We start from the raw sequence: 26,481 nt of genomic DNA, 5'->3' as shown, positions 1-26,481 counted from the left end.
CCCCGCCCCTGACCCAGGAGTTCCCGCATGTCCCGATCCCGAGCGCGATCCAGATCCGGCAACCTCTCCCTGCTGGCCGGAACCACGGCAGTGGCCCTGCTTCTCGCCGCGTGCAGCTCCGGCGGCTCCGGCGCGGGCGCCGGCTCCGGTTCGGCCGTGCCCGCCGGCACGCCGGTGCAGGGCGGCTCGCTCACCTATGCCATCGACACCGAACCGGTCTCCTTCGACATCCAGGTCAACCAGCAGGACATCACCGGCGCCATCGACCGCAACATCGTCGACTCGCTGGTCTCCGAGGACACCAAGGGCAACTTCCACCCCTGGCTGGCCAAGTCCTGGGAGGTCTCCACGGACCTGAAGACCTACACCTTCCACCTCCGCAGTGACGTGAAGTTCACCGACGGCACCCCCTTCAACGCCGCCGCGGTGAAGACCAACTTCGACCGGATCGCCGACCCGGCCACCAAGTCGCAGTACGCGTCCAGCCTGCTCGGCCCCTACACCGGCACCACCGTGGTCGACCCCTACACCGTGAAGATCACCTTCTCGCAGCCGTTCGCGCCGTTCCTGCAGGCCGCCAGCGCACCGCAGTTGGGCTTCTACTCGCCGGCCACCATCGCCAAGAACGGCGCCCAGCTCGGCGCCGGCGGCCCGGTCGACATCGGCACCGGACCATTTGTCTTCAGCAGCTACACCAAGGGCCAGAGCGTCGTCCTGACCAGGAACCCCGACTACAAGTGGGCCCCGGCCAACGACGCGCACCAGGGCCCGGCCTACCTGGACAAGCTGACCTTCCGCTTCCTGCCGCAGGACTCGACCCGGGTCGGCGCGCTGCAGAGCGGCCAGGTCCAGGCCGCCTCGGCGGTCCCGCCGTCCGACGTGAAGGCGCTCAAGGCGAACTCCGCGCTGAACGTCAGCGTCAACAACGCGCCGGGCGCGGTCTACAGCCTGGTGCTGAACGCCTCCAAGGCCCCCTTCAACGACCTGCTGGTGCGCCAGGCGGTCCAGCGCGGCATCGACGTCGGCACGGACGTCAAGAGCGTCTACTTCGGCGTCTACCAGCGGGCCTGGAGCCCGGTGTCGCCCAGCACGCCCGACTACGCCGCCTCGCTGGAGAACAGCTGGGAGTACGACCCGGCGCTCGCCAACAAGGACCTGGACCAGGCCGGTTGGACCACCCGCGACGCCCAGGGCTACCGCACCAAGAACGGCAAGCGGCTCACCATCGAGTGGCCGCTGATGCCGCAGCAGTACATCCGGGAGCAGCGCGACATCCTCGGCCAGGCGGTCCAGGCCGACCTGAAGAAGATCGGCGTCGCCGTCGACCGTCCCCGCCTCGACATCGGCACCTACATCACCAAGGTCTACGGCGGCCAGGAGGACATCGCCGACTACAGCTGGGCCCGCTTCGAGCCGGACGTGCTGCGGCTGTACTTCAACAGCGCCAGCGCGCCCGCCAAGGGCGGCCAGAACGCGACCTTCTACAAGGACGCCCAGCTCGACAGCTGGACCGAGACCGGCGAGGCCACCCTGGACCCGGCCACCCGCACCAAGGTCTACGGCGACACCCAGCAGCGGGCGATCAACCTGTCGCTGATCGTGCCGCTCTACGTCGAGACCTCGGTGCTCGGTGTGTCGAACAAGGTGCACGGGCTGGTCTTCGACCCCAACACCTGGGTCGAGTTCCACGACGCCTGGCTCGGTAAGTGACATGAGCGCCGTGACCGCCGCAGGCGCCGCGAAGCTGCTCCGCGGAGCGGCCAGGACCCTGGCCGGAGCCGTCGCCGTGCTGTTCGGCGCCGCCACCGTGGCCTTTGTCGCGCTGCAACTGATCCCCGGTGACCCGGTGACCGTGATGCTGGGGCCCGGCAATCCGGCCACCCCGGAGGTCAAGGCCCGGATCCGGGCGCAGTTCGGCCTCGACCAGCCGGTGGTGCTGCAGTATCTCCACTATCTGGAGAACCTGGTCCGGGGGAACTTCGGGGAGTCCTACCAGTTGCAGCGGCCGGTCACCGCGCTCATCGGCGACCAGCTCTGGCCGACCGTCCAACTCGCCCTGGCCGCACTGGTGCTGGCCGTCGTCCTCGCGGTGACCACCGCGGTGGCGACGGCCGGCCGCCGACCCGCGCTGCGGGCGGCGGCGACGCTGGGCGAGCTGCTCGCCGTCTCCAGCCCGTCCTACTGGATCGGCATCCTGCTGCTGACCGCGTTCTCGTTCCAGCTGCGGATCTTCCCCGTGGTCGGCGACCAGGACCTGTCCGCGCTGGTGCTGCCGGCGGTCACCCTGGCGCTGCCGCTGGCCGGGGTGCTGTCGCAGGTACTGCGGGAGGGGCTGGAGACCGCGCTGGACCAGCCCTTCGTGCTGACCGCGCGGTCGCGCGGGCTCAGCGTGACGGCTGTTCGGCTGCGGCACGCGCTGCGGCACGCGGCGGTCCCGCTGGTGACCCTCACCGGTTGGCTCACCGGCTCGCTGCTGGGCGGGGCGGTGCTGGTGGAGACGGTGTTCGGCCGCCCCGGCATCGGCGCGCTGGCCCTGCAGGCGACGACCAACAAGGACATGCCCCTGGTGATCGGCCTGGTCCTGCTGTCGGCCCTGGTCTTCGTCGTGATTTCCACCCTGGTGGATCTGCTCTACCTCGTCATCGATCCACGCCTGAGGACAGGGTGACCCTGCCATGACCGACACCGACACCGGCACTCTCGCCGAAACCGACCCGGGTGCTGGGGCAGCCGCGGTCGCTGAGCCGCGCCCCTGGTGGTCCCTTCCCCGGCGGTCCGCCAGGACTGCCGGAACCGCCCCCGGCCGGGCGACTCTGGTCCTGGCCTCGGCCGTGCTGCTGCTGATCGTGGTGGTCGCCGTCGCCCCCGGGCTGTTCACCAGCACCTCGCCGACCGACACCGACCCGGTGCACGCCCTGATCGCCCCCAACGGGGCGCACTGGTTCGGCACCGACCAGCTCGGCCGGGACATCTTCGCCCGGGTCCTCTACGGCGCCCGCCCGTCCCTGCTGCTCGGCACCGGTGCCACCGTGCTGGCCGTGGCCGGCGGAGCCGTCCTCGGGCTGGCCGCCGCCCTCGGCGGACGCCTCGCCGACCAGGTGCTGATGCGGCTGGCCGACGTGCTGCTGTCGCTGCCGCCGATCCTGCTGGCGCTGCTGGCCGTCACCGTCCTCGGCAGCGGCTCGGTGAACGTCATGATCGCCATCGCGGTCGCCTTCATCCCCGGCTACGCCCGGATCGTCCGCGCCGAGACCCTGGTCATCCGGCGCTCCGGCTATGTCGAGGCGGCGGTCGGGCTCGGTCTGCCCCGGCCGCTGTTGATCATCCGTCATGTGGTGCCCAACGCCCTCGGCCCGATGCTGGTGCTGGCGACGGTCGGCTTCGGATCCTCGCTGATCGCCGCCTCCGGCCTCAGCTTCCTCGGCCTGGGACCGCAGCCGCCCTCACCCGAGTGGGGCGCGATGCTGTCCGAGGGTCGCGACTTCCTGCAGACCGCCTGGTGGCTCGGGATCTTCCCGGGTGCGGCCATCACCCTCACCGCCCTGATCGTCAACACCGTCGGCCGCCGCGCGCAGACCGGCTTCACCCGGAGGACCGCCCGATGACGCCGCCCCTGCTCAGCGTGGACGGACTCGATGTGTCCTTTGGCACCCAACAGGTGGTCCGCGACGTGTCGTTCACCCTGGAGCCGGGCGAATGCCTGGCCGTGGTGGGGGAGTCGGGCTCGGGCAAGAGCGTGACCGCCCGCACCCTGGTCGGCCTGGTCGGCCGCAACTCCCGGGTCACCGCCCGCACCCTGGCCTTCGACGGCCAGGACCTCACCGCCCAGCGCGAACCCGGTTGGCGCGCCCTGCGCGGACGCCGGATCGGCCTGGTGCTGCAGGACGCCCTGGTGTCGCTCGACCCGCTGCGCACCGTCGGCGCGGAGGTCGCCGAACCCCTGCGCACCCATGGCACGCTGACCCGCCGTCAAATCCGGCCCCGGGTCCTGGAACTGCTGGACGACGTCGGCATCCCGGATCCGGCCCGCCGCGCCGACCAGTACCCGCACCAGCTCTCCGGCGGGCTGCGGCAGCGCGCGCTGATCGCCTCCGCGCTGGCCGGCGGCCCGCAACTGCTGATCGCCGACGAGCCCACCACCGCCCTGGACGTCACCGTCCAGGCCCAGGTGCTGGACCTGCTGGACACCCTGCGGCAGCGCGGCACCGCCCTGCTGCTGATCAGCCACGACCTGTCGGTGGTCGGCAGGCTCGCCGACCGGGTCGCGGTGATGTACGGCGGCCGGATCGTCGAGACCGGCCCCACCCGCCAGGTCCTGGACCGGCCGCGGCACCCCTACACCCGCGCTCTTCTGGACGCCGTCCCGGCCACCCACAGCAAGGGGACCAGGCTCTCCGCCCCCGCCGAAGGCTTTCCCGCCGCCGATGCAAACGGCTGCCCCTACGCCGCCCGTTGCGCCTCCGCCGACGCCCGCTGCATGACCTCGCTGCCGGCCGTGGACGACCTGGGCGCCCTCTGCTGGAACCCGGAACCGGCGGTCCGCGCCGCGGTCACCGCGCCGATCCAGCTGCGGGCGAATAGTCTTGATGGGATGTCAACTCAGCCAGTACTGGAAGCAGAGCGAATTTCCAAGCGCTACCGGGCACCTGACGGAACGTCATACGACGCCGTCAGCGAGGTGTCGTTCCGGCTGAACGCCGGTGAGACCCTGGGCCTGGTCGGCGAGTCCGGGTCGGGAAAGACCACCGCCGCCCGGATCGTGCTGGGGCTGCTCGAACCGGACAGCGGCAGCGTCCGCTTCGGCGGGCAGCCGTGGAGCGGGGTGCCGGAGCGGCAGCGCCGGGCGTCCCGGTCCCGGATCCAGGCGGTCCAGCAGGACCCGTTGGGCTCCTTCGACCCCCGGTTCACCGTGGAGCGGGTGGTCGGCGAGGCCGTCGCCAGGACCGGCGTCGGCCGGGGCCGTGAGCGCCGGGAGCGGGTCACCGCGCTGCTGGACCAGGTCGGCCTCTCGGCCACGCTGCTCGGCCGCCGGCCGCTGGAACTCTCCGGCGGACAGCGCCAGCGGGTCGCCATCGCCCGCGCCCTGGCCCCGGCGCCGGACGTGATCGTCTGCGACGAACCGGTCTCCGCGCTGGACGTCTCGGTGCAGGCGCAGATCCTGGACCTGCTCGCCGACCTGCAGCGCGACCTCGGCGTCGCGCTGCTGTTCATCTCCCACGACCTGGGTGTGGTGCGGCATCTCAGCGACCGGGTCGCGGTGATGCAGGCGGGCAGGGTGGTCGAGACCGGCGACGTGGAGGAGGTCTTCGCCCACCCGGCCGAGGACTACACCCGGGACCTGCTCGCCGCGGTGCTGGTATGAGCACGCCGCGACCGCAACCTGGCGCAGGCCCGCGACCGCAACCCGGAGCGGGCCTGCGACCGCAACCACGGCTGTGGGCCGTGAGCGACCTGCACGTGGGGCACCAGGAGAACCGCACCGTGGTGGAGGGCATCCGGCCCACCGGCCCCGACGACTGGCTGCTGGTCGCCGGGGACGTCAGCGAGCGCAGTGCCGACCTGGAGTGGGCCCTCGGCCTGCTGGCCTCGCGCTTCGCCCAGGTGGTGTGGGCGCCGGGCAACCACGAGCTGTGGTCCCACGACAGCGATCCGCTGGGCCTGCGCGGCGAACCTCGCTACCACCACCTGGTGGAACTCTGCCGCGGGCTCGGCGTGCTCACCCCGGAGGACCCCTACCCGGTGTTCGAGGGGCACGGCGGCCCGGTCCGGATCGCGCCGCTGTTCCTGCTCTACGACTACACCTGGCGGCCCCCCGGCACCCGGACCGCGGCCGAGGGGCTCGCCTACGCCCACCGCACCGGCATCGTCTGCAACGACGAGTTCCTGCTGCACCCCGACCCGCACCCGAGCCGGGCGGCCTGGAGCGCGATCCGGGTGCGGCAGACCGAGCAGCGGCTGGTCGAGACCGTCGCCGCCGATCCGGACGGGCCCCCGCTGGTGCTGGTCAACCACTATCCGCTGGTCCGCGAACCCACCCGGATCCTGCACCACCCGGAGTTCGCCCAGTGGTGCGGCACCGACGCCACCGCCGACTGGCACCGGCGCTTCCCGGTGGCGGTGATGGTCTACGGGCACCTGCACATCCCCAGGACCACCTGGCACGACGGCGTCCGCTTCGAGGAGGTGTCGCTCGGCTACCCGCGCGAGTGGCAGCCCCGGACCAACCGCCGACCGCTGCTGCGGGACGTCCTGTTCGGAACGGAACCGGCATGATCGAGCGACTGCTGCCCGCCACGGTGAAGGCCTCGGAGCTGTTCGGCGACTCCGTCGCCATCCTCTACCCCGAGGAGGAGGCGTCGATCGCCCACGCCGTCCACACCCGCCGCCGGGAGTTCACCTCGGTCCGGGTCTGCGCCCGCCGCTCGCTGGCCCGGCTCGGCCACGCGCCGGTGCCGCTGGTCCCCGGCGCGGACGGCGCGCCGGGCTGGCCGACCGGGCTGGTCGGCAGCATGACCCACTGCACCGGCTACCGCGCCGCGGCGCTGGCCCGGGCCGAGGACGTCGACGCCGTCGGCATCGACGCGGAGCCGCATCTGCCGCTGCCGATGGGCGTGGAGGAGGCGATCGCGCTCCCGGCCGAGCGCCGGGAGATCGACGAACTGCACGCCGCGTACTCGCTGATCGCCTGGGACCGGCTGCTGTTCTCGGCGAAGGAGTCCCTCTACAAGGCCTGGTACCCGCTGACCGGCCAACGCCTCGGCTTCGAGGACGCCACCGTCCGACTCGACCCGAACGGCACTTTCACCGCCCGGGTGCTGCTCCCCGGCGCCATGTCGGCTGAGGCCTTCAGGGGCCGCTGGCTGGCCGGAGCCGCCCATGTGATGACCGCGGTGGTGGTCGCTCAGGCGGGGTAGCGCTCGAGGGTGGGCTGCTTGGCGCTGCGATTGTCCCCGGAGGACTTGCCGGTGATGCGGCGCAGCACCCACGGCCCGACATAGAGGCGGAGCCAGCGCAGGTCGGCGCGGAGCTTGGTGGCACGGGGGATCGGCGCGGCCGGGGGCAGCGGCTCGCGCCAGTCGAAGGCCGCCGGGTGGCCGAGGGCCTGCAGCACGGCCTCGGCGACGCGGCGATGGCCCTCGGCGGAGAAGTGCAGCCGGTCCTCGGCCCACATCCGCGGATCGTCGAAGGCGCTGACGTGGAAGAGGTCGACCACGACGATGTTGTCGCGGCTCTCGGCCAGCTCGCCGACAAAGCGCTGCATCCGCAGGATCGGCGGCATGATGCGGCTGCTGCTGCGCATCCGACGACTGGGGTCGACGCTGTAGAACAGCACCAGCTGCCGGGCGTCGGCGGCGAGCCGCTCCGCGAGCGCGCCCAGCGTGCGTTCGACCTGCTCGATGTCGCAGCCGGGCCGCATCACATCATTGAGGCCGCCGGCCAGCGTCACCAGCTCCCCGCCCAGCGCGACCGCGGTGTCGCCCTGCTCGTCGGCGATCTGCCCGATCAGCTTGCCGCGGACGGCGAGGTTGGCGTAGTGGAACTCGCCCCCGGCCTCCGCGGCCAGCCGTTCGGCCACCCGGTCCGCCCACCCCCGGTAGTGCCCATTGGGCAGCACGGTGTCGCACATGCCCTCGGTGAACGAGTCGCCGAGCGCGACCATGCTGCGGTACGGCCGGGCGCCGTCTGCGGAGTTCTCCATGGCCCAGACCCTACCGATGCCCCTGGTGGGACCACCCGGGGGGTTCCGCCCGGCGGCCATCGGCCGTCCTTGGGCCCCCTGCCGTCCATCGGTAGGATGACGGACGCATCCCGCGAGGACTGTGCTGACCTCGGACGTGGAGGACATGAGGTCATGACTGATTCCGGGGACGGCGTGCGCGGTCGGTCGCATCCCCTGCGCTCCGCCAGGCGAATGGTGCTGGATCACGTCCTTGCCCTGGTTGCTGACGCGCCGTGGGGGGAGGGTCTTGTGCTGCGCGGGAGTATGGCGATGCTGGCCTGGGCCGGTGTGCAGGCGCGTGAGCCCGCTGACTTGGACTGGGTCGTTCTCGACCGACTCGCGGTCCCGATCGATCCGCTGGACCCCTATCCCTATCTGGACCGGATCTCTGGTGCTCAGCAGTGGCCAGAGGCACTGGGCGGTGCCGCCGAGTACGAGTTCTGGGCCTTTGAGGAGTTCGACACCGGGGGGCTGCACCCGCGGCCGGCTCCGGACGGCCTGGGCTGGATCCAGGCCCCGGGCAGCCGGGAGGCCGGCCCGCCCTACGGTGACCTGCTCGATCGGATCCGCGGCAACCCCGAGGCCGGGGCCGGCATCACGATCGACCCGGCCGACGCCCGTGAGGATGAGAACTGGACCTACATCGACGACGACACGCCGGGGGTGCGCCTGGTCGTCCCCTGGCACGCCGACGGCCTGCCGCCGGGCGAGGTCCGGCTGGACTTCGCCCGCGACGAGACCATGCCGCAGGCCCCGCAGTGGACCGCCGTCCCGCGCGCCGACCTGGCCGCACCCACGGTCGTCCGCACGGCCAGTCGTGAACTCTCCCTCGCCTGGAAGCTGCTGTGGCTGCAGACGGACGCCCTCGGCGGCGGCCTGGCCCAGGGCAAGGACCTCTATGACGCGGTCCTGCTCGCCGAGGACCCCGCCACCCGCCTGACCGAGCCACTCCTGCAGCGTGTGTTCAAGCGCAGCGCGGACGGCGCCGACCACGGTGTGCCCGATGAAGGAGCGGTGCGCCGCTGGCAGGTCGACTGGCCGGGTTTCAGCGCCGAGCACCTGGACCTGCACGGCACCGGCGAGGAATGGCTGGACCGGCTGGCGCGTGCGCTGACGTGAGCCCGGAGCCCGGGTGCGTAGCCGGCGCCGCAGGTTCAGCCCGCCTCGTCCGCGTCCAGGGCCTCGTCGAGGGCGATGGCGGCGTTGATCAGGGCGAGGTGGGTGAAGGCCTGGGGGAAGTTGCCGAGTTGTTCGCCGGAGGGGCCGATCTCCTCGGCGAAGAGGCCGACGTGGTTGGCGTAGGTGAGCATCTTGTCGAAGGCGTACCTGGCCGGGTCCAGCCGTCCGGCCCGGGCCAGGGCGTCGACGTAGAGGAAGCTGCAGAGGTTGAAGGTGCCCTCGGAGCCGCGCAGGCCGTCCGGGGATGCTGCCGGGTCGTAGCGGTAGACCAGGCTGTCGGAGACCAGTTCCTGGTCCATGGCGTCCAGGGTGGACAGCCAGTCCGGGTCCTTCGGGGAGACGAAGCCGACCAGCGGCATCAGCAGCAGCGAGGCGTCCAGCACGTCCGTGGCGTAGTGCTGGACGAACGCCTGGCGCTTCTCGTTCCAGCCGCGTTCCATGACCTGCACCAGGATGGCGTCACGGGCCGCGGTCCAGCGGGGGAGGTCGGCGGGGCGGGCGGACTGCTGGGCGATGCGGATGCCGCGGTCGAAGGCGACCCAGCACATCAGCCGGCTGTAGGTGAAGTTCTGCCGCCCGCCGCGGGTCTCCCAGATGCCCTCGTCGGCGCGGTCCCAGTTGTCCGCGAGCCAGTCCAGGACGCCGGACAGGGCGTGCCAGCCGCGGTAGCCGGCCAGATCGGCCACGCTGCGGGTCTGGGCCAGGGCGTAGGCGGCCTCGCCGTAGATGTCGAGCTGCAGCTGGTCGGCGGCGCCGTTGCCGACCCGGACCGGGGCGGAGCCCTGGTAGCCCTCCATGTGGTCCAGGATCACCTCGCTCAGCTGCGGGTCGCCGTCGACCCGGTACATGATCTGCAGCGGTTCGCCGGACGGGGCGCCGCCGGCCCGCAGCCGGTCGCCGAGCCAGGCCCGGTACGCGTCGGCCTCCTCGGTGAAGCCGAGGTCGACCAGGGCCCGCACCGACAGCGAGGCGTCCCTGACCCAGGTGTAGCGGTAGTCCCAGTTGCGCTCGCCGCCGACCTGTTCGGGCAGGCCGAGGGTGGCGGCGGCGATGGGCGCGCCGGTGGGGGCGTAGGTGAGCAGCTTGAGGGTGATCGCCGAGCGGTGCACCATCTGCTGCCAGCGGCCCCAGTAGCGGCAGCGCCGGATCCAGCCGTGCCAGAAGGCCCGGGTCTCCTCGAACCGTGCGCGCGCTGCCTCGGGGGTGAACGCCGCCGGGGTCTCGCCGCCGGCCGCGCGGGAGGTGAGGGCGACGGCGGCGGTCTGGCCCGCCTCCAGGGTGAACTCCGCCCGCACGTCGGGGTGGCCGTCGTCGGAGCCGTCGCGGCGGAGCTCGATCGACCCGGTGGCCTGCAGGTGCAGGTCCACGCCGGGGCCGTGGAAGACCGCGGCGTTGTCCCGCAGGACCAGCTCATGGGTGGCCCTGGCGTAGTCGAAGCGGGGCTTGCAGTTCAGCGTGAAGCGCATGCTGCCGCGGACGACTCGGGCCGCGCGGATCACCGTGTGGCGGTCGCCCGCGGTGTGCGGGTCGTCCACCGGCATGAAGTCGATCACCTCGCCGACCCCGCGCGGGGTCATGAAGCGGGTGACCAGGACCGCCGTGTCGGGGAGGTAGATCTGGCGGACGGTGGCGTCCGGCTCGTCGGCGGCCAGCCCGCACTCGCCGCCCCGCTCGCGGTCCAGCAGGGCCGCGAAGATGCTCGGGGAGTCGAAGCGCGGGGTGCACCACCAGTCCAGGACGCCGTCGGTGGAGACCAGGGCCGCGGTCTGCAGGTCGCCGACCAGTCCGTGGTCCGCGATCGGCGGATAGCCGTCCATCATGATCCTCTCGTCGCCCGGCTTTCAGGCTAGGTCGACCGGCCCGGGAAGGCATGCGGGGCGGGCCAGGGGGGTGGCGCTGACCAGTTGCCGCCGGGGGTCGGGGTCGGCAGGCACCGGGGATCTCCTCGACACCGAGAGGCTGCACCGCAAAGAATCTGACGTACCATCAGATCTCTGCGGGAGCGTGCGGCGCGACCCGGGGGAGGGGCGGACGTGGCGGAGCGGGTGCGGCTGGAGATCGACGGCGCTGTCGCGACCGTCACCAATGACAACCCGGACCGGCACAACGCCTTCGACGACGCCATGGACCTGCGCCTCTTCGAGATCCTCGGCGAGCTGCGCGGCCGTCCCGAGGTCCGCGCGGTGATCTGGCGCGGGGAGGGGGCGTCCTTCTCCTCGGGGCGGGACGTCGGATCGATCGGGACGCTGAAGACCGAGCTGTCGCACCACGAGCTGATGCGCCGGGGCCACCGCGGCATCCAGCAGCTGTGGGAGCTGGACGCCCCGGTGCTGGTCGCCTGCAAGGGCTGGGTGCTGGGCGGCTCGTTCCAGCGGGCCCTGCTGTGCGACATCCGGATCGCGGCGGAGGGCACCCGCTTCCGGCTCCCGGAGCTGGGCCACGGGGTGATCCCGGACACCGGCGGGGTGGCCGTGCTGCATCAGATGTGCGGTCCTGGCGTGGTCAGCGACCTGGTGCTGACAGGCAGGGTGATGACCGTCGAGGAGGCGCTGAGCCACGGCGTGGTCTCCCGGATCGTCCCGCCCGAGCAGCTGGACGCGGTGGTCCGCGAGGCCGCCGAGCAGATCGCCGCGGCGCCCAAGGTCGCCGTGAAACTGTTCCGGGAGAACCTCCGGCACCTGTCGCTTCCGGCGGTGCGCGCCTCGATGGCGGACGAGATGGTCTTCCAGACCTTCCTCAACCGCAGCGACGACTTCGCCGAGTTCCGGGCGGCCCGGGGCGAGGGACGGACCGGCGACTACTACAGCGGGAGCTGACCCATGCCGCCCAAGCCCAGGCCGACGCCCACGCCGCCGCGAGGGCTTCCCGCTCCGCCGCTGCCCGGGGCGAGCGCGCTGCCGCCCGGCACGTTCCAGGGCACCGCGGTCTTCGTCACCGGCGGCGGCACCGGGCTCGGCAAGGCCGTCGCGGTGGAGTTCGCCCGGCTCGGCGCCGCCGTGGTGATCGCCAGCCGCAAACCGGAGCACCTGGCGGCCGGACGCCGGGAACTCGAGCAGCTGGGTGCGCCGGTGCACACCGTGGTCTGCGACATCCGCGACCCGGAGTCCGTCGCCGCCGCCTTCGACCAGGCGGAGGCCGCCTTCGGCCTGCCTGCCGTCCTGGTCAACAACGCCGCCGCGAACTTTCCGGTGCCGGCCGAGGACATGTCCCCAACGCCTGGCGCACCGTCGTCGACATCACCCTCAACGGCACCTTCTACTGCACCCGTGAGTTCGGGCGGAGACACCTGGCGGCCGGCACCCCGGCCTCCGTGATCAGCATCGGCGCCTCCTACGCCTGGACAGGCGGCCCCGGCTTCGCTCACTCAGCGGCGGCCAAGGCAGGCGTGAAGAGCCTCACCGAATCCCTGGCCGTGGAATGGGGCCCGTACGGGATCCAGGTGAACGCCCTGGTGCCGGGGCTCTTTCCGCACGAGGACATGACGGCGGACATCCAGGGCGGGCTGGCCGGCACCCACGACAAGGACGTCTGCCAGCCCGCGCTGCGGGTGGGTCGGCGCCAGGAGCTGGGCTGGGCGGCGACCTTCCTGGCCTCGCCCTACGCCCGCTTCATCTCCGGCCACACCCTGGTCGTGGACGGTGCCAACTGGCAGCGTCGCACGCTGGTGAACCCGCCGGTGGTGACCGTCCGCGAGCAGCTGGGCAGCGGTCCCTTCAGGCCCTGAACCGTTGCCGCCGGTGCGAGTCAGTAGCCTCCGCCGTAGCCGGAGGAGCTCGGGGTGGTGCTCGGCGTGCCGGTGGCGGCGGAGCTGCTGGTGATCGCGCTGCCGCTGGGGCTGACGACGTACCAGCTGCCGCCGAAGGCGGTGACGCCCTGGCCGTTGACGTCGCCGGGCTTGGCGTCGTGGGAGAAGTAGTACAGCGGGTGCCCGGCATAGGTGACCTGGGTCGACTTGTCGGTACGGGTGCTCTGGCCGACGTCGGAGGCGGTCAGGCCGGTGGCGCTGGGGGCGCCCCTGGTGGTGTCCGGCGGCCAGGCGGTCGCGCAGGAGCCGTTGCAGGTCGAGGTGGTGCCGGTGTCCGCCTCGAACAGGTACAGGGTCCGGCCGGAGCCGTCGACCAGGATCTGCCCGTCCGCCGAGGAGGCGACCTTCAGCGCGGCCGCGGAGCCCCCGGCCGCGGGAGCCGGGGCGGAAGCAGGCGCCGAAACCGCGGGCGCCGGCGCGGAGGAGGACGCGGAGCCGGATCCCGAGTTGCTGGAGCACCCCGCGGCCAGGGCCGCCAGTGCGGCGACGCCGGCTGTTGCTGCGATGACACGTTTCATGACGGACTTCTTCCGTAGGGATCGCCGCCGCGCCGAATGTGCTGCGGCCGATCCGCCGGCCCGCCGGAAACGGGTCCGCACCTGCCACTACGCGACCGGGCGGCGGCGGGTTCACCGCCGTTCTGCCGGTTCCGTGACGTGTCGGGTGGTGCCGGAGCGGATCGGTGGGCAGGATCTGGGCATGGCCGAGACCACCGAAGTACTGGCGCGGGCCGGGCTGATCCCGCACCCGGGCCAGCCGTACGCGTACCTGATGCTGGAGGACCCGCGCCGCAGCGTCGTGGTCGAGGAGGGCGGCGAGCCGACCACGGTGTTCGTCGCCGCCGCGCTCGCGGCCGGGCTCTACCTGGCCAACACCGGGGACAGCCTGGAGGTGCCCACGGCCGAGGGGTGGAGCGCGCATCTGCACGGCGGGCGGCTCTCGTTGACCAGCCCGGTGATCCCGGACCCGTTCATGCCCTCGGCCAGCCTGCAGCTGCCGCACGGCTGGCGCACCGCGGCCCGCTACGACGACGACATCGTGGTGTTCGTCGGCGACGACCTGGGGCTGGCGCGCGAGCGATCGGCCGCCACCGGGCAGCTGCCGCTGGGGCAGGTGCTGGCCCGGGCGGCCGAGCGCGGCATGCTCGCGGTCGGCACCGTCGCCTACCGCGAGACCGGGGTCTGACCTGCGGCGCGTCGATCCGGCCGACCGCGGGCCGGTGGGCCCGGGGCGGCCGATCGCGTGCGACCATGGAGGGAGCCGGGCGGTCGAACGCCCGTGCCCTGACGAGACGCGCCGTACCAGGACCGCCAAGACGACGCCGCCGAGGAGGCGTGTCGTCATGAACGAGCAACTGGTCCAGATCGCCGGTTCGATCCTGGTGCTGATTCCCTTCGCATTGGCCCAGCTGGGTCGGGTGGACGCCCGGGCGCTGAGTTATCTGCTGTTCAACCTGGCCGGGTCCGGCATCCTCGCGGTGGACGCGGCGCTGACCGGCCAGTGGGGCTTCCTGCTGCTGGAGGGCACCTGGGCGATCGTCACGCTCTGCGGACTGCTCAGCCGCCGAGGCCGCCGTGCGCCTCGCGGTGCTGCGCACTGAGCGCCACGTACCACTCGGCGTTGAGCTTGATGTGGGCCCGCTCCTCGTCGGTGAGCTCGCGCTTCACCTTGGCCGGGACCCCGGCCACCAGCGAGCCCGGCGGCACCCGCATCCCCTGCGGGACCATCGCCCCGGCCGCCACCAGCGAGCCGGTGCCGATCACGGCGCCGTTGAGGACGGTCGCGCTCATCCCGACCAGCACGTCGTCCTCGACGGTGCAGCCGTGCAGCACCGCGTTGTGGCCCACCGAGACCCGGGCGCCGATCACCGCCGGGTAGCCGAAGTCCGCGTGCACGGAGCAATTGTCCTGTACATTACTATCTGCGCCGACGGAGATGGTCTCGCAGTCCCCGCGCAGCACCGCCCCGTACCAGACGCTCGCCCCGGCGGCGAGGGTCACCGATCCGAGCACCACCCCGTTGGGTGCGACGAACGCACCCGGGTCCACGGCGGGCGTCCGTCCGGCGACGGCGGAGATGAGGGGGTCGGCCATGTCGTGCTCCCGAAGCAATCGGATGAAGAGGGTCCAGCGCACGTTATCGTCGCCGGGTGACTCTGGACGACACCGCCTCAGGACCTGGCTCCCGGCTGCACCACTACCGCTTCAGCACCGTCTGGGACCTCCCCGCGCCGCCCGCCCAGGTCTACGCGGTGCTCGCCGACCCGCGGACCTACCCGGTCTGGTGGCCCGAGATCCGCGAGGTGGCGCAACTGGACCCGCGCAGCGGCCGGATGCGGTTCCGCTCGCTGCTGCCGTACGAGCTGGCCGTGCTGGCGCACGAGGTCCGGCAGGACCCGGCGGCCGGGGTGCTGGAGGCGCGGCTGACCGGGGATCTGGAGGGGACCACCCGCTGGACCGTCACCTCGCGCGGGGACGGTGGCGCGGTCGCGGTGTTCGACGAGGACGTGGAGGTGCACCGGCCGCTGATGCGCAGACTCGCGCTGCCGGGCAGGCCCGCATTTCACCTCAATCACACCCTGATGATGAAAAATGGGCGCAAGGGATTGACGCACTATCTCGCTGTGTGCGCTCACACCCGCATTGGTCTTGACCAATGATCCGGGCTGCCCCTACTGTCGCCTTAGTGCAGGGTCCTTTAAGAAATAAGGACTCATAAATAACGAGCGTCACGGACGCACAGGCGGAGGACAGGGTGGGGACCACACAGGCCGCGAACGGGACGGTTGCCGCGACGGCGCCGGAGCCCAAGTACTGGCATCTGCGCACCGTCCTGGTGCGCGCACTCGACTCGGAGTTCAACACCGGCGAGGTGCTGCCCAACGAGCGCGACCTGTCCGCCCGCTTCGGCGTCGCCAGGGCCACGCTTCGGCAGGCGCTGGACCAGCTGGAGCTGGAGGGCCGCCTGGTCCGCCGCCGCGGCATCGGCACGCTGGTCGCCGCGCCGCGGATGGGCGTCCCGGTGAGCGAGGCCTCCGAAGGCTGGCCCGGCACCGGACGGGACAGCTGGCGGATCGTCGACGCCCAGTCCGCCCCCGCCCCCGCGTCGGTCTGCGCCGCGCTCGGCGTGCTGTCGGACGAGCCGGTCCACGCCGTGCGCCGGCTGCGGATGATGCACGGCCAGGCGATCGGCGCGGAGACGCTCTACGTCCCCGAGGCCGTGGTGCCGCACGTGCCGGCGATCTTCGCGAAGTCGAGCATCGCCGACTCCAGCCGGGCCCGCTCGGTGCTGCGCCAGCTGCAGCGTCTCGAGCTGGACGGCGAGTCGCGTTCGGTGGAGCTGGGTGTCGCCGAGGAGGAGCAGGCCCGCCTGCTCGACCGTCCGCCGGGCACCCCGGTACTGGTGCTGACCACCCGCTACCAGGCCGAGGGCAGCATCGCCGCGGTCGCGGTCTCCACCTACCGTGCCGACATGTGCCGGCTGACCTTCGGCGCCTCCGGCATCGTGGACGTCACGCCCGCCGCCGCGACCGAGGTCCGTACCGCTTCCTGATCCACCGAGAACAGCTGCTCCTCGGCGTGTTCCAGCGCCAGGCGCAGGGCGCCGGTGGCGATGACCTCGTCACCGAGCGCCGAGAGGCGCACCACCGGCGGCCGCAGGCAGAAGCGTCCGAGCTGCTCCCGCAGCGGCTCCAGGACGCCGTCGAGCCCGGCCGCCCAGCCGCCGATGATCACGATCTCCGGGTCGATCGCCAGTATCAGCGCGGCGACGTCGCGCACCAGCCGGGCCAGGAAGCGGTCCCGCACGTCCAGCGCGACCTGGTCCCCCTGCTCGGCCAGCCGCAGCACCCGGGCCACCGCGGCCTCGTCCAGCGGGTCGATCGGCTTGCTCGGGGCGGACAGCAGCTGGGCCGGGTTGGACTCGCGCCCGAGCAGGTGCAGCGAGCCGATCTCCCCCGCCGCGCCGCCGAAGCCGCGGTGCAGCCGGCCGTTGATCAGTGAGCCCGCGCCCGGGCTGAGCCCGGCCAGCACGAACACCACATCGCCCATGCCGACCGCCGCGCCCTGCCAGTGCTCGCCGATCGCGGCCAGGTTGGCGTCGTTCTCCACCAGCACCGGACAGCGGAACGAGCGGCGCAGCCTGGCGCCCAGCTCAAGACCGGTCCAGCCGGGCAGCGCGGTGCCGAGCCGGACCACGCCCTCGGCGTCCACCACCCCGGGGGTGCCGACGCCGACCGCCCACAGGGTGTCCCTGGACACCCCGGAGCGGCGCAGCAGCTCGGCGACCGTGCCGCGGACCAGGGCCAGCCGCTCGGTCGCGCCGGTGGACTCGTCGATGGGGCGGGCGTAGGAGCCCAGGATCCGGCCGGTCAGGTCGGACAGGGCGGCGCGTGCGCCGTGGGTGCCGATCTCGATGCCGAGCAGGTGCCCGGCCTCGGCGCGGAAGCGGAAGTGGCGGGCCGGACGTCCGCGCTGGCGGGTGCTCTCGCTGCGGCGCTCGGGGTCGGGCTCGACCTCGACCACCAGGCCCGACTCCATCAGGCCCTCGATCACGCCCTCGACGGTGGGACGGGACAGCCCGGTGTCCCCGACCAGCTGGGTGAGCGTCAGCGTGTCGCCGCCGCGCAGCGCGTGCAGTGTCACGGCGGAGTTGATCCGCCGCAGCAGCGAGGAGTCGCCGCCGGTGAGCTGTGCCAACTCTCCGCCCTTCACTTCCGCGTCCGGACCCGTCCGTCGTCGTCGCCGGGGGTAGCCGGATCGTATCCGGGCGTGGTCCAAAGTCGCGAGCATTTGTGCTGCTCATGAACGGCTTCGGTATCAAACGGCAACACTGCGCCACGTGACGGCGAGTCGTTTGACTGCGTCGATGATCTCGGTGGTGCCCAGATGGGCATAGCCGAGCACGAAGCGCTGCGGGGTCGGCGCAGAGGGCTCCGGGGCCGGCGCGGCGCTCGCGGTGTAGTCGCTCAGCGGGCGCAGCCGGACCCCGGCGCGGGCGCATACCTCGGGCGGCAGGGCGGTCGGGAACTCCGCGATCAGGTGCAGCCCGGCCGCGATCCCGCTGATCCGCACCTCCGGCAGGACCGCGGCCAGCGCGCCGATCAGCGCGTCCCGGCGCTCCCGGTAGCGGCGCTGGCACAGCCGCAGCTGGCGGTCGTAGCGTCCGCCTCGCAGGAACCCGGCGAAGGCGGCCTGCTCGGCGACGCTGTTGCCGAGGTCGCTGACCCGCTTGGCCTCGACCAGCGCGGGCAGCAGCCGGGCCGGCGGCACCAGCCAGCCCAGGCGCAGCCCGGGCGCGAGCGACTTGCTGACCGAGCCGGTGTAGGCGACCAGATCCGGGGCCAGGCCCTGGAGCGCGCCGACCGGGGCCCGGTCGTAGCGGAAGTCGCCGTCGTAGTCGTCCTCGACCAGCAGGCCGTCGCCGCGCCGGGCCCAGTCCAGCAGCGCGGCCCGGCGCGCGGGGGAGTGGACCACGCCGGTGGGGAACTGGTGCGCCGGAGTGAGCACCGCGCTGCGCGCCCCGCTGGCCCGCAGCGCTTCCAGGACCAGGCCCTCGCCGTCCACCGGCACCGGGAGTGGGCGTAGCCCTGCGGCTCGGTACAGCGGGTAGACCGAGACGCTGCCCGGGTCCTCGACCGCGATGGCGTGATGGCCCTGGCTGACCAGGACCTGGCTCAGCAGGGTCAGCGCCTGGGCGACGCCCGAGCAGACGATCAGGCCCTCCGGGGCGACCACCACCCCGCGTCGGCGGCTCAGCAGCTCGGCCAGCGCGGCCCGCAGGTCCGGCAGGCCCTGCGGGTCGGGGTAGTCCAGGGCGGCGTCCGGCAGTTCGGCCAGGGCCGCGCGCTGGGCGGCGGACCAGGCGGCCCTGGGGAAGGCGGCCAGGTCGGGGAGGCCGGGGCGGAAGTCGACGACCGGGGTGGTGCTGGGGCCGGGGTCTGGGCTGGGGCCCGGGCCGGCGGGGCGCGGGGTGAGGGCGGCGACCCAGGAGCCGGCGCCCTGGCGGCTGGTCAGATAGCCCTCGGCGGTGAGCTGCGCGTACAGCTCGCTGACCAGGCCGCGGGAGACCCGCAGATCCCGCGCCAGATCCCGGCTGGACGGCAAGCGGGTGCCCGCCGCGAGCCTGCCGCTGCGGACTGCGGCGCGGAGGGCGGCGCCCAGCTCCCGGCCCCGGCCGCGGGGCGGGCCGGAGGCGGCGGGCAGGAGCAGCTCCCAGGCCGGGGTTGGGCTTGGGCTCGAGGGTGAAGTGGTCCATGAACGTGGCACAGAAGTGGACCTTAACGGGGACCACCTGCGAGCGCGAGGCTCGACCCATGCCTTCTCCTTCCAGTGGGCCGGCCTTCGCCGCCACCGCGACCACGCTGATCGGCACCTCGTTCGTCGCGATGAGCCTGCTCGGCCACTACCCCGCGCTCGGCGGCCAGGCCCTGCGCTACGGGCTCGCCGCCGCTGTGCTGCTCACGCTGGCCGCCCGGAGCCCGGCCGGGTTGGCTCCCCTGCGGCTGCTGGGTCCGCGTCAGTGGCTGCGGGTGTCGCTGGTCGCGGCGGTCGGGATGGTGGGCTTCAACCTCGCCGTCATCGCCGCCGAACGCACCGCGGAGCCGGCGGTGCCCGGGGTGACCGTCGGCTGCGCGCCGCTGGTGATCGCGATCCTGGCGCCGCTGCTGGAACGGCGCCGGCCGTCCCCGCGGATCGCCGGCTCGGCCGCGCTGGTGGTGGCCGGCGCAGCCGTGGTGCAGGGCCTCGGGCGTACCGACGGGGCGGGCCTCGGCTACTCGCTGCTGGCGTTGGTCGGAGAGGTGGCCTTCGGGCTCGGCTGCGTTCCGCTGATCCGGCCGCTGGGGCCGATGCTGCTGGCCGGCTGCGCCTGCGCGGTCGCGACGGCGCAGGCGCTGCTGCTGGGGCTGCTGCTCGGCGGCGGCGCTGCCATTCGGCTGCCCACGGGGGAGGAGGCGGGGGCTCTGCTGTGGATGGCGCTGCCGGTGACCGTGCTGGCGTTCTGGTGCTGGTACTCGGGGGTGCAGCGGCTCGGCCCCGAGCGGGCCGGACTGTTCCCCGGCCTGATCCCGGTGGCCGCGGCCGCCACCGCGCCGCTGGTGGGGACGGGAAGCCTGGGCCTCGGCCAGGTGCTGGGGAGCCTGCTGGTCGCGACGGGGGTGGTGGCCGGGCTACGGGCCTCGGACGGGCGGGGGACGCGGACCCGCGCGGCGGAGCCCGGTGCGGCAGGGGGCGGTGCGGCCGGGGTCGGGGCCGGGGTCAGAGCAGGGCGAACTGGCCCTCCGGTCCCTCCTCCTGGTGCAGCAGCACCGACGCCGGCCGGCGGCACGGCGCCGGGACCGGGAGCACCCCCGCTGCTTCCAGCTCCGCCGCGCTGAGCCGCGGCCCGCGGGGCACCGCTTGCCGTACGGCCTCCAGCGACGGCCGTAGCTCGGCGAGCAGGGTCAGCACGGTGGCCAGGTCGACCAGGTCCGCGGTGGACTGCTGCGGCCAGCCGCTCAGGCCCAGCGCCTCCAGCGATCCGGGCTGGGCGTCGGAGTCGGGCGTGCGCCGGGCGAACCACTCGGCCAGCACCGGTTCGCCCCGGCCCGGTACTCCCAGGCCGCCGCCGCGACCGGGGCCAGCCGACCGTCCGCGTCCCTGCCCGCTCCGCGCGCCCCGCCCGCCGTACCCTCGTCGCCGTCGTCGTCCGCCTCGCCTTCCGTGAGCGCGTGTCCGAGCAGCACCGACTCGGTCTCCGGGTCGTAGGCGAGGAGGTCCGGCGAGCCGCTGACCCGCTCCCGGACGAACGGCCGCCGGCCGCCCGGCATCCGCGGCCGTCCGGCGGGACGGTCGGCCGACGGGTCGCCGTACCGGGTGCCGAAGCTGTGCAGCCACAGCACCCGCCGTCCCAGCGCCACCCCGTCACTCCAGAGCCCGGCGTCGGCGGGCAGCGGGACCGGGACCTCCTCGCTGCTGCTCCGGTCGGCCGGAACCGCGGTCACGGCGGCGATCCAGGCGAGCAGGTCCTCCGCCGTCACCCGCAGCCCGCCCGAGCGCCCGTCCCAGCTGCCGGAGCAGTCCCGGCGCGAGGTTGGCTTCACGGCCACCGGGACGGCGGTAGAGCGGGTGGATCCTCCCGGCGCCCCGGCTGCGGTGGCCGTCCGGCAGTTCGCCGGAGAAGACCAGCGCGGGCCCGTCCCCGTCGGCCGGCTGCACTGTCGCGAACACCTGGGCGTCGTCGGCGACCCGCCACAGCTCGGGGCGGGCCTGGTCCAGCACCCGCTGGTCCGGCAGCAGCCAGAGCCGGTCGAAGGCCCCGTGCCGGATTTGAACCGGCTCCGGACAGGGCCCTGGGTCACGGGACAGCCGGTTGCTGCTCGCGGACTGCCCCGGCAGCTGCGGGACGGAGCTCTCCACCGTCCGTGACCTGCTCGGTCCGAACAGGGCGGCGCGGCGCGCGGGCACGGCCTCGGCCAGCCGCTGCCAACGCGCGACCAGGACCTCGGGATACGGCGAGACCACCCAGCCGCGCCCGGTCCGCAGCCCGGCCACGGACCACGGCATCAGCTCGCTGAGCAGCGGCGCTCGGTCCACTGGCACCTCCCGCCCGCCATCGTACCGAGCCGGTCCCACCAGCCGATATCGACTGGAGAAAGCCCAGCTCACCCTGATAGCCATGGGGGCTATGAACGATCTCACTCTCCGCTCCGCCACCCCCGCCGACGTGTCCGCCCTGCTCGGTTTCTGGACCGCCGCCGCCGAGGGCACCAGCATCAGCGACGATGTGGCCGGTGTCGGCCGCCTGATCGCCAGGGACGCCGACGCCGTGATCATCGCCGAGCGGGAAGGCCGCATCGTCGGCACGGTCATCGCCGGCTGGGACGGCTGGCGCTGCCATCTCTACCGCCTGGCGGTGGCCCCGGACGCCCGCCGCCAGGGGGTGGCCCGTGCCCTGCTCGACGCCGCCCACCAGCGCTTCACCGCCCTCGGCGGACGCCGCGCGGACGCGATGGTGCTGGACCGCAACGAGCTGGCCCACCGGGTCTGGGCGGCGGCCGGCTACGCCCCGAGCCGCAGTGGAGCCGCTGGACCAAGCCGCTGGGCTGAGCGCTGACCGGGTGTCAGTACGGTCCGCCGGGCCGGGTATGCGGGAGGATGCAAGAGGCCGTGACCCAGCCGGACCGAGCCTGTGAGGAGCGCCATGCGCCGACGAGCATTCGTTGCGGGGACGGCGGCGCTGCTGCTGTCCGGCTGTTCGTCGAGCGGTAGCAGCCCCTCGCCGACCCCGACCTCGTCACCGACCCCGACCGTGCCGCCCACCACGCCAGCGGCCCCGACGACAACCGTGCCGCCGAGCGCCGGGCCCAAGCCGGGCACCGCCCCCGCGAAGGGCAGCGTCGTGGTGACCAAGACCGTCGCCACCGGGATCAACGTGCCCTGGGGCCTCGCCCTGCTGCCGGACCGGAGCCTGCTGGTGTCCTCCCGCGACACCTACGGGATCCACCGAGTGGATCCGGCGACCGGCGCGACCACCCTGGCCGGAACCGTGCCTGACGTTGTCTCGAACAAGAGCGCGGGGGGTGAGGCGGGCCTGCTGGGCATCGCGCTGTCCCCGCAGTACGCCTCGGACCGGCTGGTCTACGTCTACTGCTCCACCGCCCACGACAACCGCATCGCCCGGATGACCTACGACCCGTCCAAGGCCGCCGGACATCAGCTCGGCACACCGCAGCCCCTGCTCACCGGCATTCCGCTGGGCGTGCACCACAACGGCGGCCGGATCGCCTTCGGTCCGGACGGGATGCTCTACGCGGGCACCGGTGAGTCCGGGAACACCGCGCTGTCCCAGGACCTGGGCTCGCTCGGCGGAAAGATCCTGCGGATGACCCCGGCCGGCCAGCCCCGCCCGCTGGCAATCCTTTCGCCGGCTCGGTGGTCTACAGCTACGGCCACCGCAATGTCCAGGGCCTGGCCTGGGACCCGCAGGGGCGGCTCTGGGCTTCCGAGTTCGGCGACCGGGAGGCGGACGAGCTGAATCTGATCCTCCCCGGCCGCAACTACGGCTGGCCTGCGACACAAGGGAAAACGACGAACCCCAAATACACCAGCCCGGTGGCCCAGTTCGGCACCGAGACCGACTCGCCCAGCGGCATCGCCTACGCCGCCGGCTGCCTCTGGATGGCCGGCCTCAAGGGCGAGCGGCTGTGGCGCATCCCGCTGGACGGGACCAGGACCGCTGCCGCCCCGGCCGGTTTCCTGGACGGCAGCTACGGCCGGCTCCGCAGCGTGCTGGCCGACACCGACGGCACCCTGCTGGTGACCACCAGCAACACCGACGGCCGCGGCACCGCGCGCAGCGGCGACGACCGAATCCTGCGGCTGACCGTCCGTTAGCCGCCGCGCTGGAGAACCCTGCCAGCGCGGCGGCGGACGGACTACTCGTGCGCGATCGCCCCCAGTACGTTCATCCTGGACGCCCGCGCCGCAGGCGCCAGCGCGGCGAGGAGGCCGACCAGGGCGGCGCCGATCACCACCGCCAGGACCGTGGTCCAGGGGATCGACAGCGCCTGCATGCCCTTCAGGGCGAGCAGCCGCTGCGCGGCAAGGCCCCAGACCAGCCCCAGCGACAGCCCGAGCACCGCCCCGAACAGGGCGATCACCACGGACTCCAGCCGGACCATGCGCCGCAGTTGGCGGCGGGACATCCCGATCGCCCGCATCAGGCCGATCTCCCGGGTGCGCTCCACCACCGACAGGGCCAGGGTGTTGACGACGCCGAGCACCGCGATGATGATCGCCAGCGCCAGCAGTCCGTAGACCAGGTTCAGCAGGACGTCGATCGACTGACTGATCAGCTTCTTGTAGTCGGCCTGATCACGTACCTTGACCTGCGGGTTGTTGGCGAGGGCGGCCGTCAGCGCGGTCTTCACCGCGCTCTTGTCGGCGCCCTTGGCGACATCCACGAACAGGGTGCTGTCGAGCGCCCCCGGAACGTACTTGCGCAGGGTGTCGCTGCTCACCACCGGGTTGTTGCCGATGCCGCCCAGGTTCCCCGGGTCGACCACGTCGACGGCTCCGACCGTCAGCGCCACCTGCTGGCCGTCCGGGAAGCGGACGTTCAGCTTGTCGCCCAGGCCCAGCTTGTGGTCGTCCGCGTAGGTGGAGCCGATCATCACCGCGCCCGGGGCGGTCCCCGCCGCGATGCTGCCGGAGCGCAGCTCCAGGTGCACCACCTGCTCGAGCCCTGCCGTGGTGCCGAGCAGCGTGGTCCGGGTCTCGGCGGCTCCGGCCGAGGCCGCCACCCGGGCCTGGGTCTGCTGGGCGTGAACCACAAGACCCACGCCCTGCACGCCCTGCACCGCCGTCCCGACCTCGGCCGGGAACGGCAGGCCCTGGCCGGTCTGCACGATGAAGTCGGCCCCGATGGTCTTGTCCACCTGGGCGTCGAAGGACGCGGCCATGGACGAGCCCACCACCGACAGCGCGGCCACCAGCGCCAGACCGATCATCAGCGCGGAGGCGGTGGCGCTGGTCCGCCGGGGATTGCGCAGCGCGTTGCGCTGGCTCATCGCCCCGACCGAGCCGAACACCGCCGGGAACCAGCCGCCCAGCAGCCGGATCACCGGCCGGGCCAGCAGCGGCCCGGTCATGATCAGCCCGATCAGCGACAGCAGGATGCCCAGCCCCAGGTATCCCGCCGCCGCCCCGGCCGCGTGCAGCGCGGACGCGGCCGCCAGGCCCGCCGCGCCGAGCAGCAGCACCGAGCCGCCCAGCCAGGCCCGCCGCCGCAGCGGTGCGCCCTGCCCGGGCGTGTCGGCCTCGCGCAGCGCCGCCATCGGCGACACCGACGCGGCCCGCCGGGCCGGGAGGTAGGCCGAGACGGCGGTCACGATGATGCCGACCGCGTAGGAGGCCACCGGAGTGGGCCAGCGGAAGGCGATCTCGCTGCCCTTCAGCTGCATGCCGGCCCCGCCGATCAGTTTGATCAGCAGCTGCGCCAGACCGATGCCGACCAGCAGGCCGAGGGTGGAGCCGATGATGCCCAGCAGCAGGGCCTCCACCAGCACCGAGCGGTTCACCTGGCGCCGGCTCGCGCCGAGCGCCCGCAGCAGTCCGAGCTCCCTGGTCCGTTGCGCGACCAGCATGGAGAAGGTGTTGAGGATCAGTGAGATGCCGACCAGTACCGCGATCCCGGCGAAGCCGAGCAGCGCGTCCTTGATCACGCTGAGGAATCCGCCGAGCTGCTGCGCGGAGTCCTTGGCGGCCTGGGCCGCTGTCTTGACGTCGTATCCGCTGCCCACCACCGCGGTGACCCGCTGCCGCAGCACCTCGTCGGAGACGCCCGGCGCGGCGGTCACGTCGACCGAGGTGACCTGGCCCTGCTGTCCGAGCAGCCGTCGTTCGGCCGTGGCGGTGTCCAGGAAGACAAGGGTGGCGCCGGGGTTGGTGGTGTTGAAGGTGGCGATGCCGGTGATCCGGACCGGGAAGCTGCCGGGGGCGGCGATCACCCTGAGCTGCTGTCCGATGACCAGGTGGTGCTTCTTCGCGGTGTCGGCGTCGATCACCGCCTGGCCGTTCCCGGCCGGGGCGTCGCCCGAGGTCAGGGTGACCACGGACTTGGACGTGGGCACCCAGTTGACGCCGATGGTCGGCGCCCCGCCGACCGAGCCGATGTCATGGTTGCCGGCGTCGACCAGGGTGATGCCGGACACGCCGACCCCCGGCCGGGACGCGGCCACCCCGGGCACCGCGGCGACCTTGGCGACCAGTGAGTCGGGCAGGGTGGGCACCGCGCCCGAGGAGTTGGGCTGGCTGTTGTCCAGGTCGGTGTGGACGGTGACGCTGACATCGGGGGAGGTGTTGCGGAAGAGCCGTTCGAAGGTGCCGCTGATGGTGTCGGTGAACATCAGCGTCCCGGCGACAAAGGCCACCGAGAGCACCACCGCGAGCAGGGACAGCACCAGTCGGCCCTTGTGGGCCAGGAATCCGCGCAGGGTTGCTTTCAGCATGGTCCCGCTGCCCCTCAGTCCGTGGCCCGGGAGCCGTCGAAGCGGCGCATGCGCTCCAGGACGGCGTCCGCGGTGGGCTCGGCCAGCCGGTCGACGATCCGGCCGTCGGCGAGGAAGAGCACCAGGTCGGCGTAGGAGGCGGCGACCGGGTCGTGGGTGACCATGACCACGGTCTGCGCCAGGTCGTCCACGCTGTTGCGCAGGAAGCCGAGCACCTCGGCGCCGGCCCGGGAGTCCAGGTTGCCGGTGGGCTCGTCCGCGAAGATGATCTGCGGACGCGAGGCCAGCGCCCGCGCCACCGCGACCCGTTGCTGCTGTCCGCCGGACAGCTCGGAGGGGCGGTGCCGCAGCCGGTCGCCCAGGCCCAGGGTCACCACCACCTGCTTCAGCCAGTCGGCGTCCACCTTCCGCCCGGCGATGTCCGCGGGCAGGGTGATGTTCTCCTCCGCGGTGAGCGTGGGCAGCAGGTTGAAGGACTGGAACACAAAGCCGATCTGGTCCCGGCGCAGCCGGGTGAGCTGTTTGTCGTTGAGCGAGGTGAGGTCGGTGTCGCCGATCCAGACCTGCCCGGAGGTGGCGTTGTCCAGCCCGGCCAGGCAGTGCATCAGCGTGGACTTGCCCGATCCGGACGGGCCCATGATGGCCGTGAACCGGCCGCGTCCGATCTCGACGTCCACGGCGTCCAGCGCCACCACCCGGGTGTCACCGGTCCCGTAGGACTTGGTCAGCTGGGCCGCGCGGGCGGCGGGTGGGGCGGCGGGTGGTGCTGCGGCGGTCATGCGGTTCCCC

General features: G+C 73.1%; 25 protein-coding genes, 2 pseudogenes and 1 riboswitch. Of the genes and pseudogenes, 17 read left to right on the top strand and 10 right to left on the bottom strand.

Annotated elements, in window-relative coordinates:
• Positions 1-27: 27 nt before the first annotated feature.
• The 6 genes from ACXKR8_RS10185 to ACXKR8_RS10160 are packed head-to-tail and all read left to right on the top strand — an operon-like array spanning position 28 to position 6,914.
• Positions 28-1,710: an ABC transporter substrate-binding protein gene (locus ACXKR8_RS10185; protein WP_458272582.1), complete on the top strand. Its 1,683-nt coding sequence runs from the start codon at positions 28-30 to the stop codon at positions 1,708-1,710.
• A gap of 1 nt (position 1,711) precedes the next feature.
• Complete coding sequence (locus tag ACXKR8_RS10180) at positions 1,712-2,668, top strand: ABC transporter permease (RefSeq protein WP_458272581.1); 957 nt, start codon at positions 1,712-1,714, stop codon at positions 2,666-2,668.
• A 7-nt stretch (positions 2,669-2,675) separates the two neighbouring features.
• The gene (locus ACXKR8_RS10175; protein ID WP_458272580.1) at positions 2,676-3,605 is read left to right on the top strand and encodes an ABC transporter permease; all 930 of its coding nucleotides are present in this window, start codon (positions 2,676-2,678) and stop codon (positions 3,603-3,605) included.
• On the top strand, positions 3,602-5,362 hold the full coding sequence (locus tag ACXKR8_RS10170) for an ABC transporter ATP-binding protein (protein ID WP_458272579.1): 1,761 nt from the start codon (positions 3,602-3,604) through the stop codon (positions 5,360-5,362). The genes ACXKR8_RS10175 and ACXKR8_RS10170 overlap by 4 nt, the downstream gene beginning before the upstream one ends.
• The gene (locus ACXKR8_RS10165) at positions 5,359-6,273 is read left to right on the top strand and encodes a metallophosphoesterase family protein (protein ID WP_458272578.1); all 915 of its coding nucleotides are present in this window, start codon (positions 5,359-5,361) and stop codon (positions 6,271-6,273) included. Before ACXKR8_RS10170 ends, ACXKR8_RS10165 begins: the two co-directional genes overlap by 4 nt.
• Positions 6,270-6,914, top strand: coding sequence for a 4'-phosphopantetheinyl transferase family protein (locus ACXKR8_RS10160; RefSeq protein WP_458272577.1), 645 nt, complete (start codon positions 6,270-6,272; stop codon positions 6,912-6,914). Before ACXKR8_RS10165 ends, ACXKR8_RS10160 begins: the two co-directional genes overlap by 4 nt.
• On the opposite strand, the gene ACXKR8_RS10155 is transcribed toward ACXKR8_RS10160, so the two are convergent.
• Entirely contained in the window at positions 6,902-7,699 is a 798-nt protein-coding gene (locus tag ACXKR8_RS10155) for an SGNH/GDSL hydrolase family protein (RefSeq protein WP_458272576.1), read from the bottom strand. The genes ACXKR8_RS10160 and ACXKR8_RS10155 overlap by 13 nt on opposite strands.
• A gap of 270 nt (positions 7,700-7,969) precedes the next feature.
• Here ACXKR8_RS10155 and ACXKR8_RS10150 point away from each other — a divergent pair, with 270 nt between their 5' ends.
• The gene (locus ACXKR8_RS10150) at positions 7,970-8,839 is read left to right on the top strand and encodes a nucleotidyl transferase AbiEii/AbiGii toxin family protein (protein WP_458272575.1); all 870 of its coding nucleotides are present in this window, start codon (positions 7,970-7,972) and stop codon (positions 8,837-8,839) included.
• Positions 8,840-8,874: 35 nt separating this feature from the next.
• Here the strand turns inward: ACXKR8_RS10150 and ACXKR8_RS10145 are convergent, their stop codons facing one another.
• A complete protein-coding gene (locus tag ACXKR8_RS10145) occupies positions 8,875-10,716 on the bottom strand; it encodes a glycoside hydrolase family 15 protein (RefSeq protein ID WP_458274940.1) in 1,842 nt (613 codons plus the stop codon).
• 216 nt (positions 10,717-10,932) lie between these two features.
• Between ACXKR8_RS10145 and ACXKR8_RS10140 the strand changes: the two genes are divergently transcribed.
• The 3 genes from ACXKR8_RS10140 to ACXKR8_RS10130 are packed head-to-tail and all read left to right on the top strand — an operon-like array spanning position 10,933 to position 12,623.
• On the top strand, positions 10,933-11,715 hold the full coding sequence (locus tag ACXKR8_RS10140; protein WP_458272574.1) for an enoyl-CoA hydratase/isomerase family protein: 783 nt from the start codon (positions 10,933-10,935) through the stop codon (positions 11,713-11,715).
• A gap of 3 nt (positions 11,716-11,718) precedes the next feature.
• Positions 11,719-12,213: an SDR family NAD(P)-dependent oxidoreductase gene (locus tag ACXKR8_RS10135; protein ID WP_462100436.1), complete on the top strand. Its 495-nt coding sequence runs from the start codon at positions 11,719-11,721 to the stop codon at positions 12,211-12,213.
• Entirely contained in the window at positions 12,135-12,623 is a 489-nt protein-coding gene (locus ACXKR8_RS10130; RefSeq protein WP_462100670.1) for an SDR family oxidoreductase, read from the top strand. The genes ACXKR8_RS10135 and ACXKR8_RS10130 overlap by 79 nt, the downstream gene beginning before the upstream one ends.
• Before the next feature lie 20 nt (positions 12,624-12,643).
• On the opposite strand, the gene ACXKR8_RS10125 is transcribed toward ACXKR8_RS10130, so the two are convergent.
• Positions 12,644-13,222 (bottom strand): COG4315 family predicted lipoprotein, encoded by a 579-nt coding sequence (locus tag ACXKR8_RS10125; RefSeq protein WP_458272572.1) that lies wholly within the window; start codon positions 13,220-13,222, stop codon positions 12,644-12,646.
• Between the two features lie 181 nt (positions 13,223-13,403).
• Here ACXKR8_RS10125 and ACXKR8_RS10120 point away from each other — a divergent pair, with 181 nt between their 5' ends.
• Entirely contained in the window at positions 13,404-13,889 is a 486-nt protein-coding gene (locus ACXKR8_RS10120) for a hypothetical protein (RefSeq protein ID WP_458272571.1), read from the top strand.
• 72 nt (positions 13,890-13,961) lie between these two features.
• Positions 13,962-14,029, top strand: a riboswitch (guanidine-III (ykkC-III) riboswitch).
• 17 nt (positions 14,030-14,046) lie between these two features.
• Positions 14,047-14,304: a CBU_0592 family membrane protein gene (locus ACXKR8_RS10115; protein ID WP_458272570.1), complete on the top strand. Its 258-nt coding sequence runs from the start codon at positions 14,047-14,049 to the stop codon at positions 14,302-14,304.
• Here the strand turns inward: ACXKR8_RS10115 and ACXKR8_RS10110 are convergent.
• A complete protein-coding gene (locus tag ACXKR8_RS10110; protein ID WP_458272569.1) occupies positions 14,261-14,797 on the bottom strand; it encodes a gamma carbonic anhydrase family protein in 537 nt (178 codons plus the stop codon). The two genes, ACXKR8_RS10115 and ACXKR8_RS10110, sit on opposite strands and share 44 nt — an antisense overlap.
• 56 nt (positions 14,798-14,853) lie before the next feature.
• On the opposite strand from ACXKR8_RS10110, the gene ACXKR8_RS10105 reads away from it, so the two are divergent.
• Together ACXKR8_RS10105 and ACXKR8_RS10100 are read left to right on the top strand one after the other, a co-directional pair.
• A complete protein-coding gene (locus ACXKR8_RS10105) occupies positions 14,854-15,363 on the top strand; it encodes an SRPBCC family protein (RefSeq protein ID WP_458272568.1) in 510 nt (169 codons plus the stop codon).
• Positions 15,364-15,458: 95 nt separating this feature from the next.
• Positions 15,459-16,256, top strand: coding sequence for a GntR family transcriptional regulator (locus ACXKR8_RS10100; protein WP_458272567.1), 798 nt, complete (start codon positions 15,459-15,461; stop codon positions 16,254-16,256).
• On the opposite strand, the gene ACXKR8_RS10095 is transcribed toward ACXKR8_RS10100, so the two are convergent.
• Both ACXKR8_RS10095 and pdxR read right to left on the bottom strand, forming a co-directional pair.
• On the bottom strand, positions 16,163-17,401 hold the full coding sequence (locus ACXKR8_RS10095) for an ROK family protein (RefSeq protein ID WP_458272566.1): 1,239 nt from the start codon (positions 17,399-17,401) through the stop codon (positions 16,163-16,165). The two genes, ACXKR8_RS10100 and ACXKR8_RS10095, sit on opposite strands and share 94 nt — an antisense overlap.
• 120 nt (positions 17,402-17,521) lie before the next feature.
• Positions 17,522-18,970, bottom strand: coding sequence for a MocR-like pyridoxine biosynthesis transcription factor PdxR (pdxR, locus tag ACXKR8_RS10090; RefSeq protein WP_458272565.1), 1,449 nt, complete (start codon positions 18,968-18,970; stop codon positions 17,522-17,524).
• A gap of 47 nt (positions 18,971-19,017) precedes the next feature.
• Between pdxR and ACXKR8_RS10085 the strand changes: the two genes are divergently transcribed.
• A complete protein-coding gene (locus ACXKR8_RS10085) occupies positions 19,018-20,079 on the top strand; it encodes a DMT family transporter (RefSeq protein ID WP_458272564.1) in 1,062 nt (353 codons plus the stop codon).
• Positions 20,080-20,199: 120 nt separating this feature from the next.
• On the opposite strand, the gene ACXKR8_RS10080 is transcribed toward ACXKR8_RS10085, so the two are convergent.
• Both ACXKR8_RS10080 and ACXKR8_RS10075 read right to left on the bottom strand, forming a co-directional pair.
• A complete protein-coding gene (locus ACXKR8_RS10080; protein ID WP_462100435.1) occupies positions 20,200-20,685 on the bottom strand; it encodes a hypothetical protein in 486 nt (161 codons plus the stop codon).
• Positions 20,606-21,277 (bottom strand): type ISP restriction/modification enzyme, encoded by a 672-nt coding sequence (locus ACXKR8_RS10075; RefSeq protein WP_462100434.1) that lies wholly within the window; start codon positions 21,275-21,277, stop codon positions 20,606-20,608. The genes ACXKR8_RS10080 and ACXKR8_RS10075 overlap by 80 nt, the downstream gene beginning before the upstream one ends.
• An 82-nt stretch (positions 21,278-21,359) precedes the next feature.
• Between ACXKR8_RS10075 and ACXKR8_RS10070 the strand changes: the two are divergent.
• Both ACXKR8_RS10070 and ACXKR8_RS10065 read left to right on the top strand, forming a co-directional pair.
• A pseudogene (locus tag ACXKR8_RS10070) lies at positions 21,360-21,790 on the top strand (GNAT family N-acetyltransferase).
• 94 nt (positions 21,791-21,884) lie between these two features.
• A pseudogene (locus ACXKR8_RS10065) lies at positions 21,885-23,077 on the top strand (PQQ-dependent sugar dehydrogenase).
• Positions 23,078-23,118: 41 nt separating this feature from the next.
• Here the strand turns inward: ACXKR8_RS10065 and ACXKR8_RS10060 are convergent.
• Together ACXKR8_RS10060 and ACXKR8_RS10055 are read right to left on the bottom strand one after the other, a co-directional pair.
• Complete coding sequence (locus tag ACXKR8_RS10060; RefSeq protein ID WP_458272560.1) at positions 23,119-25,692, bottom strand: ABC transporter permease; 2,574 nt, start codon at positions 25,690-25,692, stop codon at positions 23,119-23,121.
• A gap of 14 nt (positions 25,693-25,706) precedes the next feature.
• Positions 25,707-26,471 carry an ABC transporter ATP-binding protein gene (locus tag ACXKR8_RS10055; protein ID WP_458272559.1) on the bottom strand — a complete coding sequence of 255 codons (765 nt, stop codon included), beginning with the start codon at positions 26,469-26,471 and terminating at the stop codon, positions 25,707-25,709.
• Positions 26,472-26,481 lie beyond the last annotated feature (10 nt).

The organism is Streptacidiphilus sp. PAMC 29251, assembly GCF_054208735.2.
This window is presented reverse-complemented; position numbering and strand designations above follow the sequence as displayed.

What these genes read in the sequence shown, in the direction of transcription:
- ACXKR8_RS10085 (WP_458272564.1), top strand. Translation starts at nt 19,018, where the DNA reads ATGCCTTCTCCTTCCAGTGGGCCGGCCTTCGCCGCCACCGCGACCACG.
- ACXKR8_RS10120 (WP_458272571.1), top strand. Translation starts at nt 13,404, where the DNA reads ATGGCCGAGACCACCGAAGTACTGGCGCGGGCCGGGCTGATCCCGCAC.
- ACXKR8_RS10060 (WP_458272560.1), bottom strand. Translation starts at nt 25,692, where the DNA reads ATGCTGAAAGCAACCCTGCGCGGATTCCTGGCCCACAAGGGCCGACTG.
- ACXKR8_RS10180 (WP_458272581.1), top strand. Translation starts at nt 1,712, where the DNA reads ATGAGCGCCGTGACCGCCGCAGGCGCCGCGAAGCTGCTCCGCGGAGCG.
- ACXKR8_RS10185 (WP_458272582.1), top strand. Translation starts at nt 28, where the DNA reads ATGTCCCGATCCCGAGCGCGATCCAGATCCGGCAACCTCTCCCTGCTG.
- ACXKR8_RS10110 (WP_458272569.1), bottom strand. Translation starts at nt 14,797, where the DNA reads ATGGCCGACCCCCTCATCTCCGCCGTCGCCGGACGGACGCCCGCCGTG.
- ACXKR8_RS10115 (WP_458272570.1), top strand. Translation starts at nt 14,047, where the DNA reads ATGAACGAGCAACTGGTCCAGATCGCCGGTTCGATCCTGGTGCTGATT.
- ACXKR8_RS10160 (WP_458272577.1), top strand. Translation starts at nt 6,270, where the DNA reads ATGATCGAGCGACTGCTGCCCGCCACGGTGAAGGCCTCGGAGCTGTTC.
- ACXKR8_RS10170 (WP_458272579.1), top strand. Translation starts at nt 3,602, where the DNA reads ATGACGCCGCCCCTGCTCAGCGTGGACGGACTCGATGTGTCCTTTGGC.
- ACXKR8_RS10155 (WP_458272576.1), bottom strand. Translation starts at nt 7,699, where the DNA reads ATGGAGAACTCCGCAGACGGCGCCCGGCCGTACCGCAGCATGGTCGCG.
- ACXKR8_RS10135 (WP_462100436.1), top strand. Translation starts at nt 11,719, where the DNA reads ATGCCGCCCAAGCCCAGGCCGACGCCCACGCCGCCGCGAGGGCTTCCC.
- ACXKR8_RS10055 (WP_458272559.1), bottom strand. Translation starts at nt 26,471, where the DNA reads ATGACCGCCGCAGCACCACCCGCCGCCCCACCCGCCGCCCGCGCGGCC.
- ACXKR8_RS10145 (WP_458274940.1), bottom strand. Translation starts at nt 10,716, where the DNA reads ATGGACGGCTATCCGCCGATCGCGGACCACGGACTGGTCGGCGACCTG.
- ACXKR8_RS10175 (WP_458272580.1), top strand. Translation starts at nt 2,676, where the DNA reads ATGACCGACACCGACACCGGCACTCTCGCCGAAACCGACCCGGGTGCT.
- ACXKR8_RS10125 (WP_458272572.1), bottom strand. Translation starts at nt 13,222, where the DNA reads ATGAAACGTGTCATCGCAGCAACAGCCGGCGTCGCCGCACTGGCGGCC.
- ACXKR8_RS10165 (WP_458272578.1), top strand. Translation starts at nt 5,359, where the DNA reads ATGAGCACGCCGCGACCGCAACCTGGCGCAGGCCCGCGACCGCAACCC.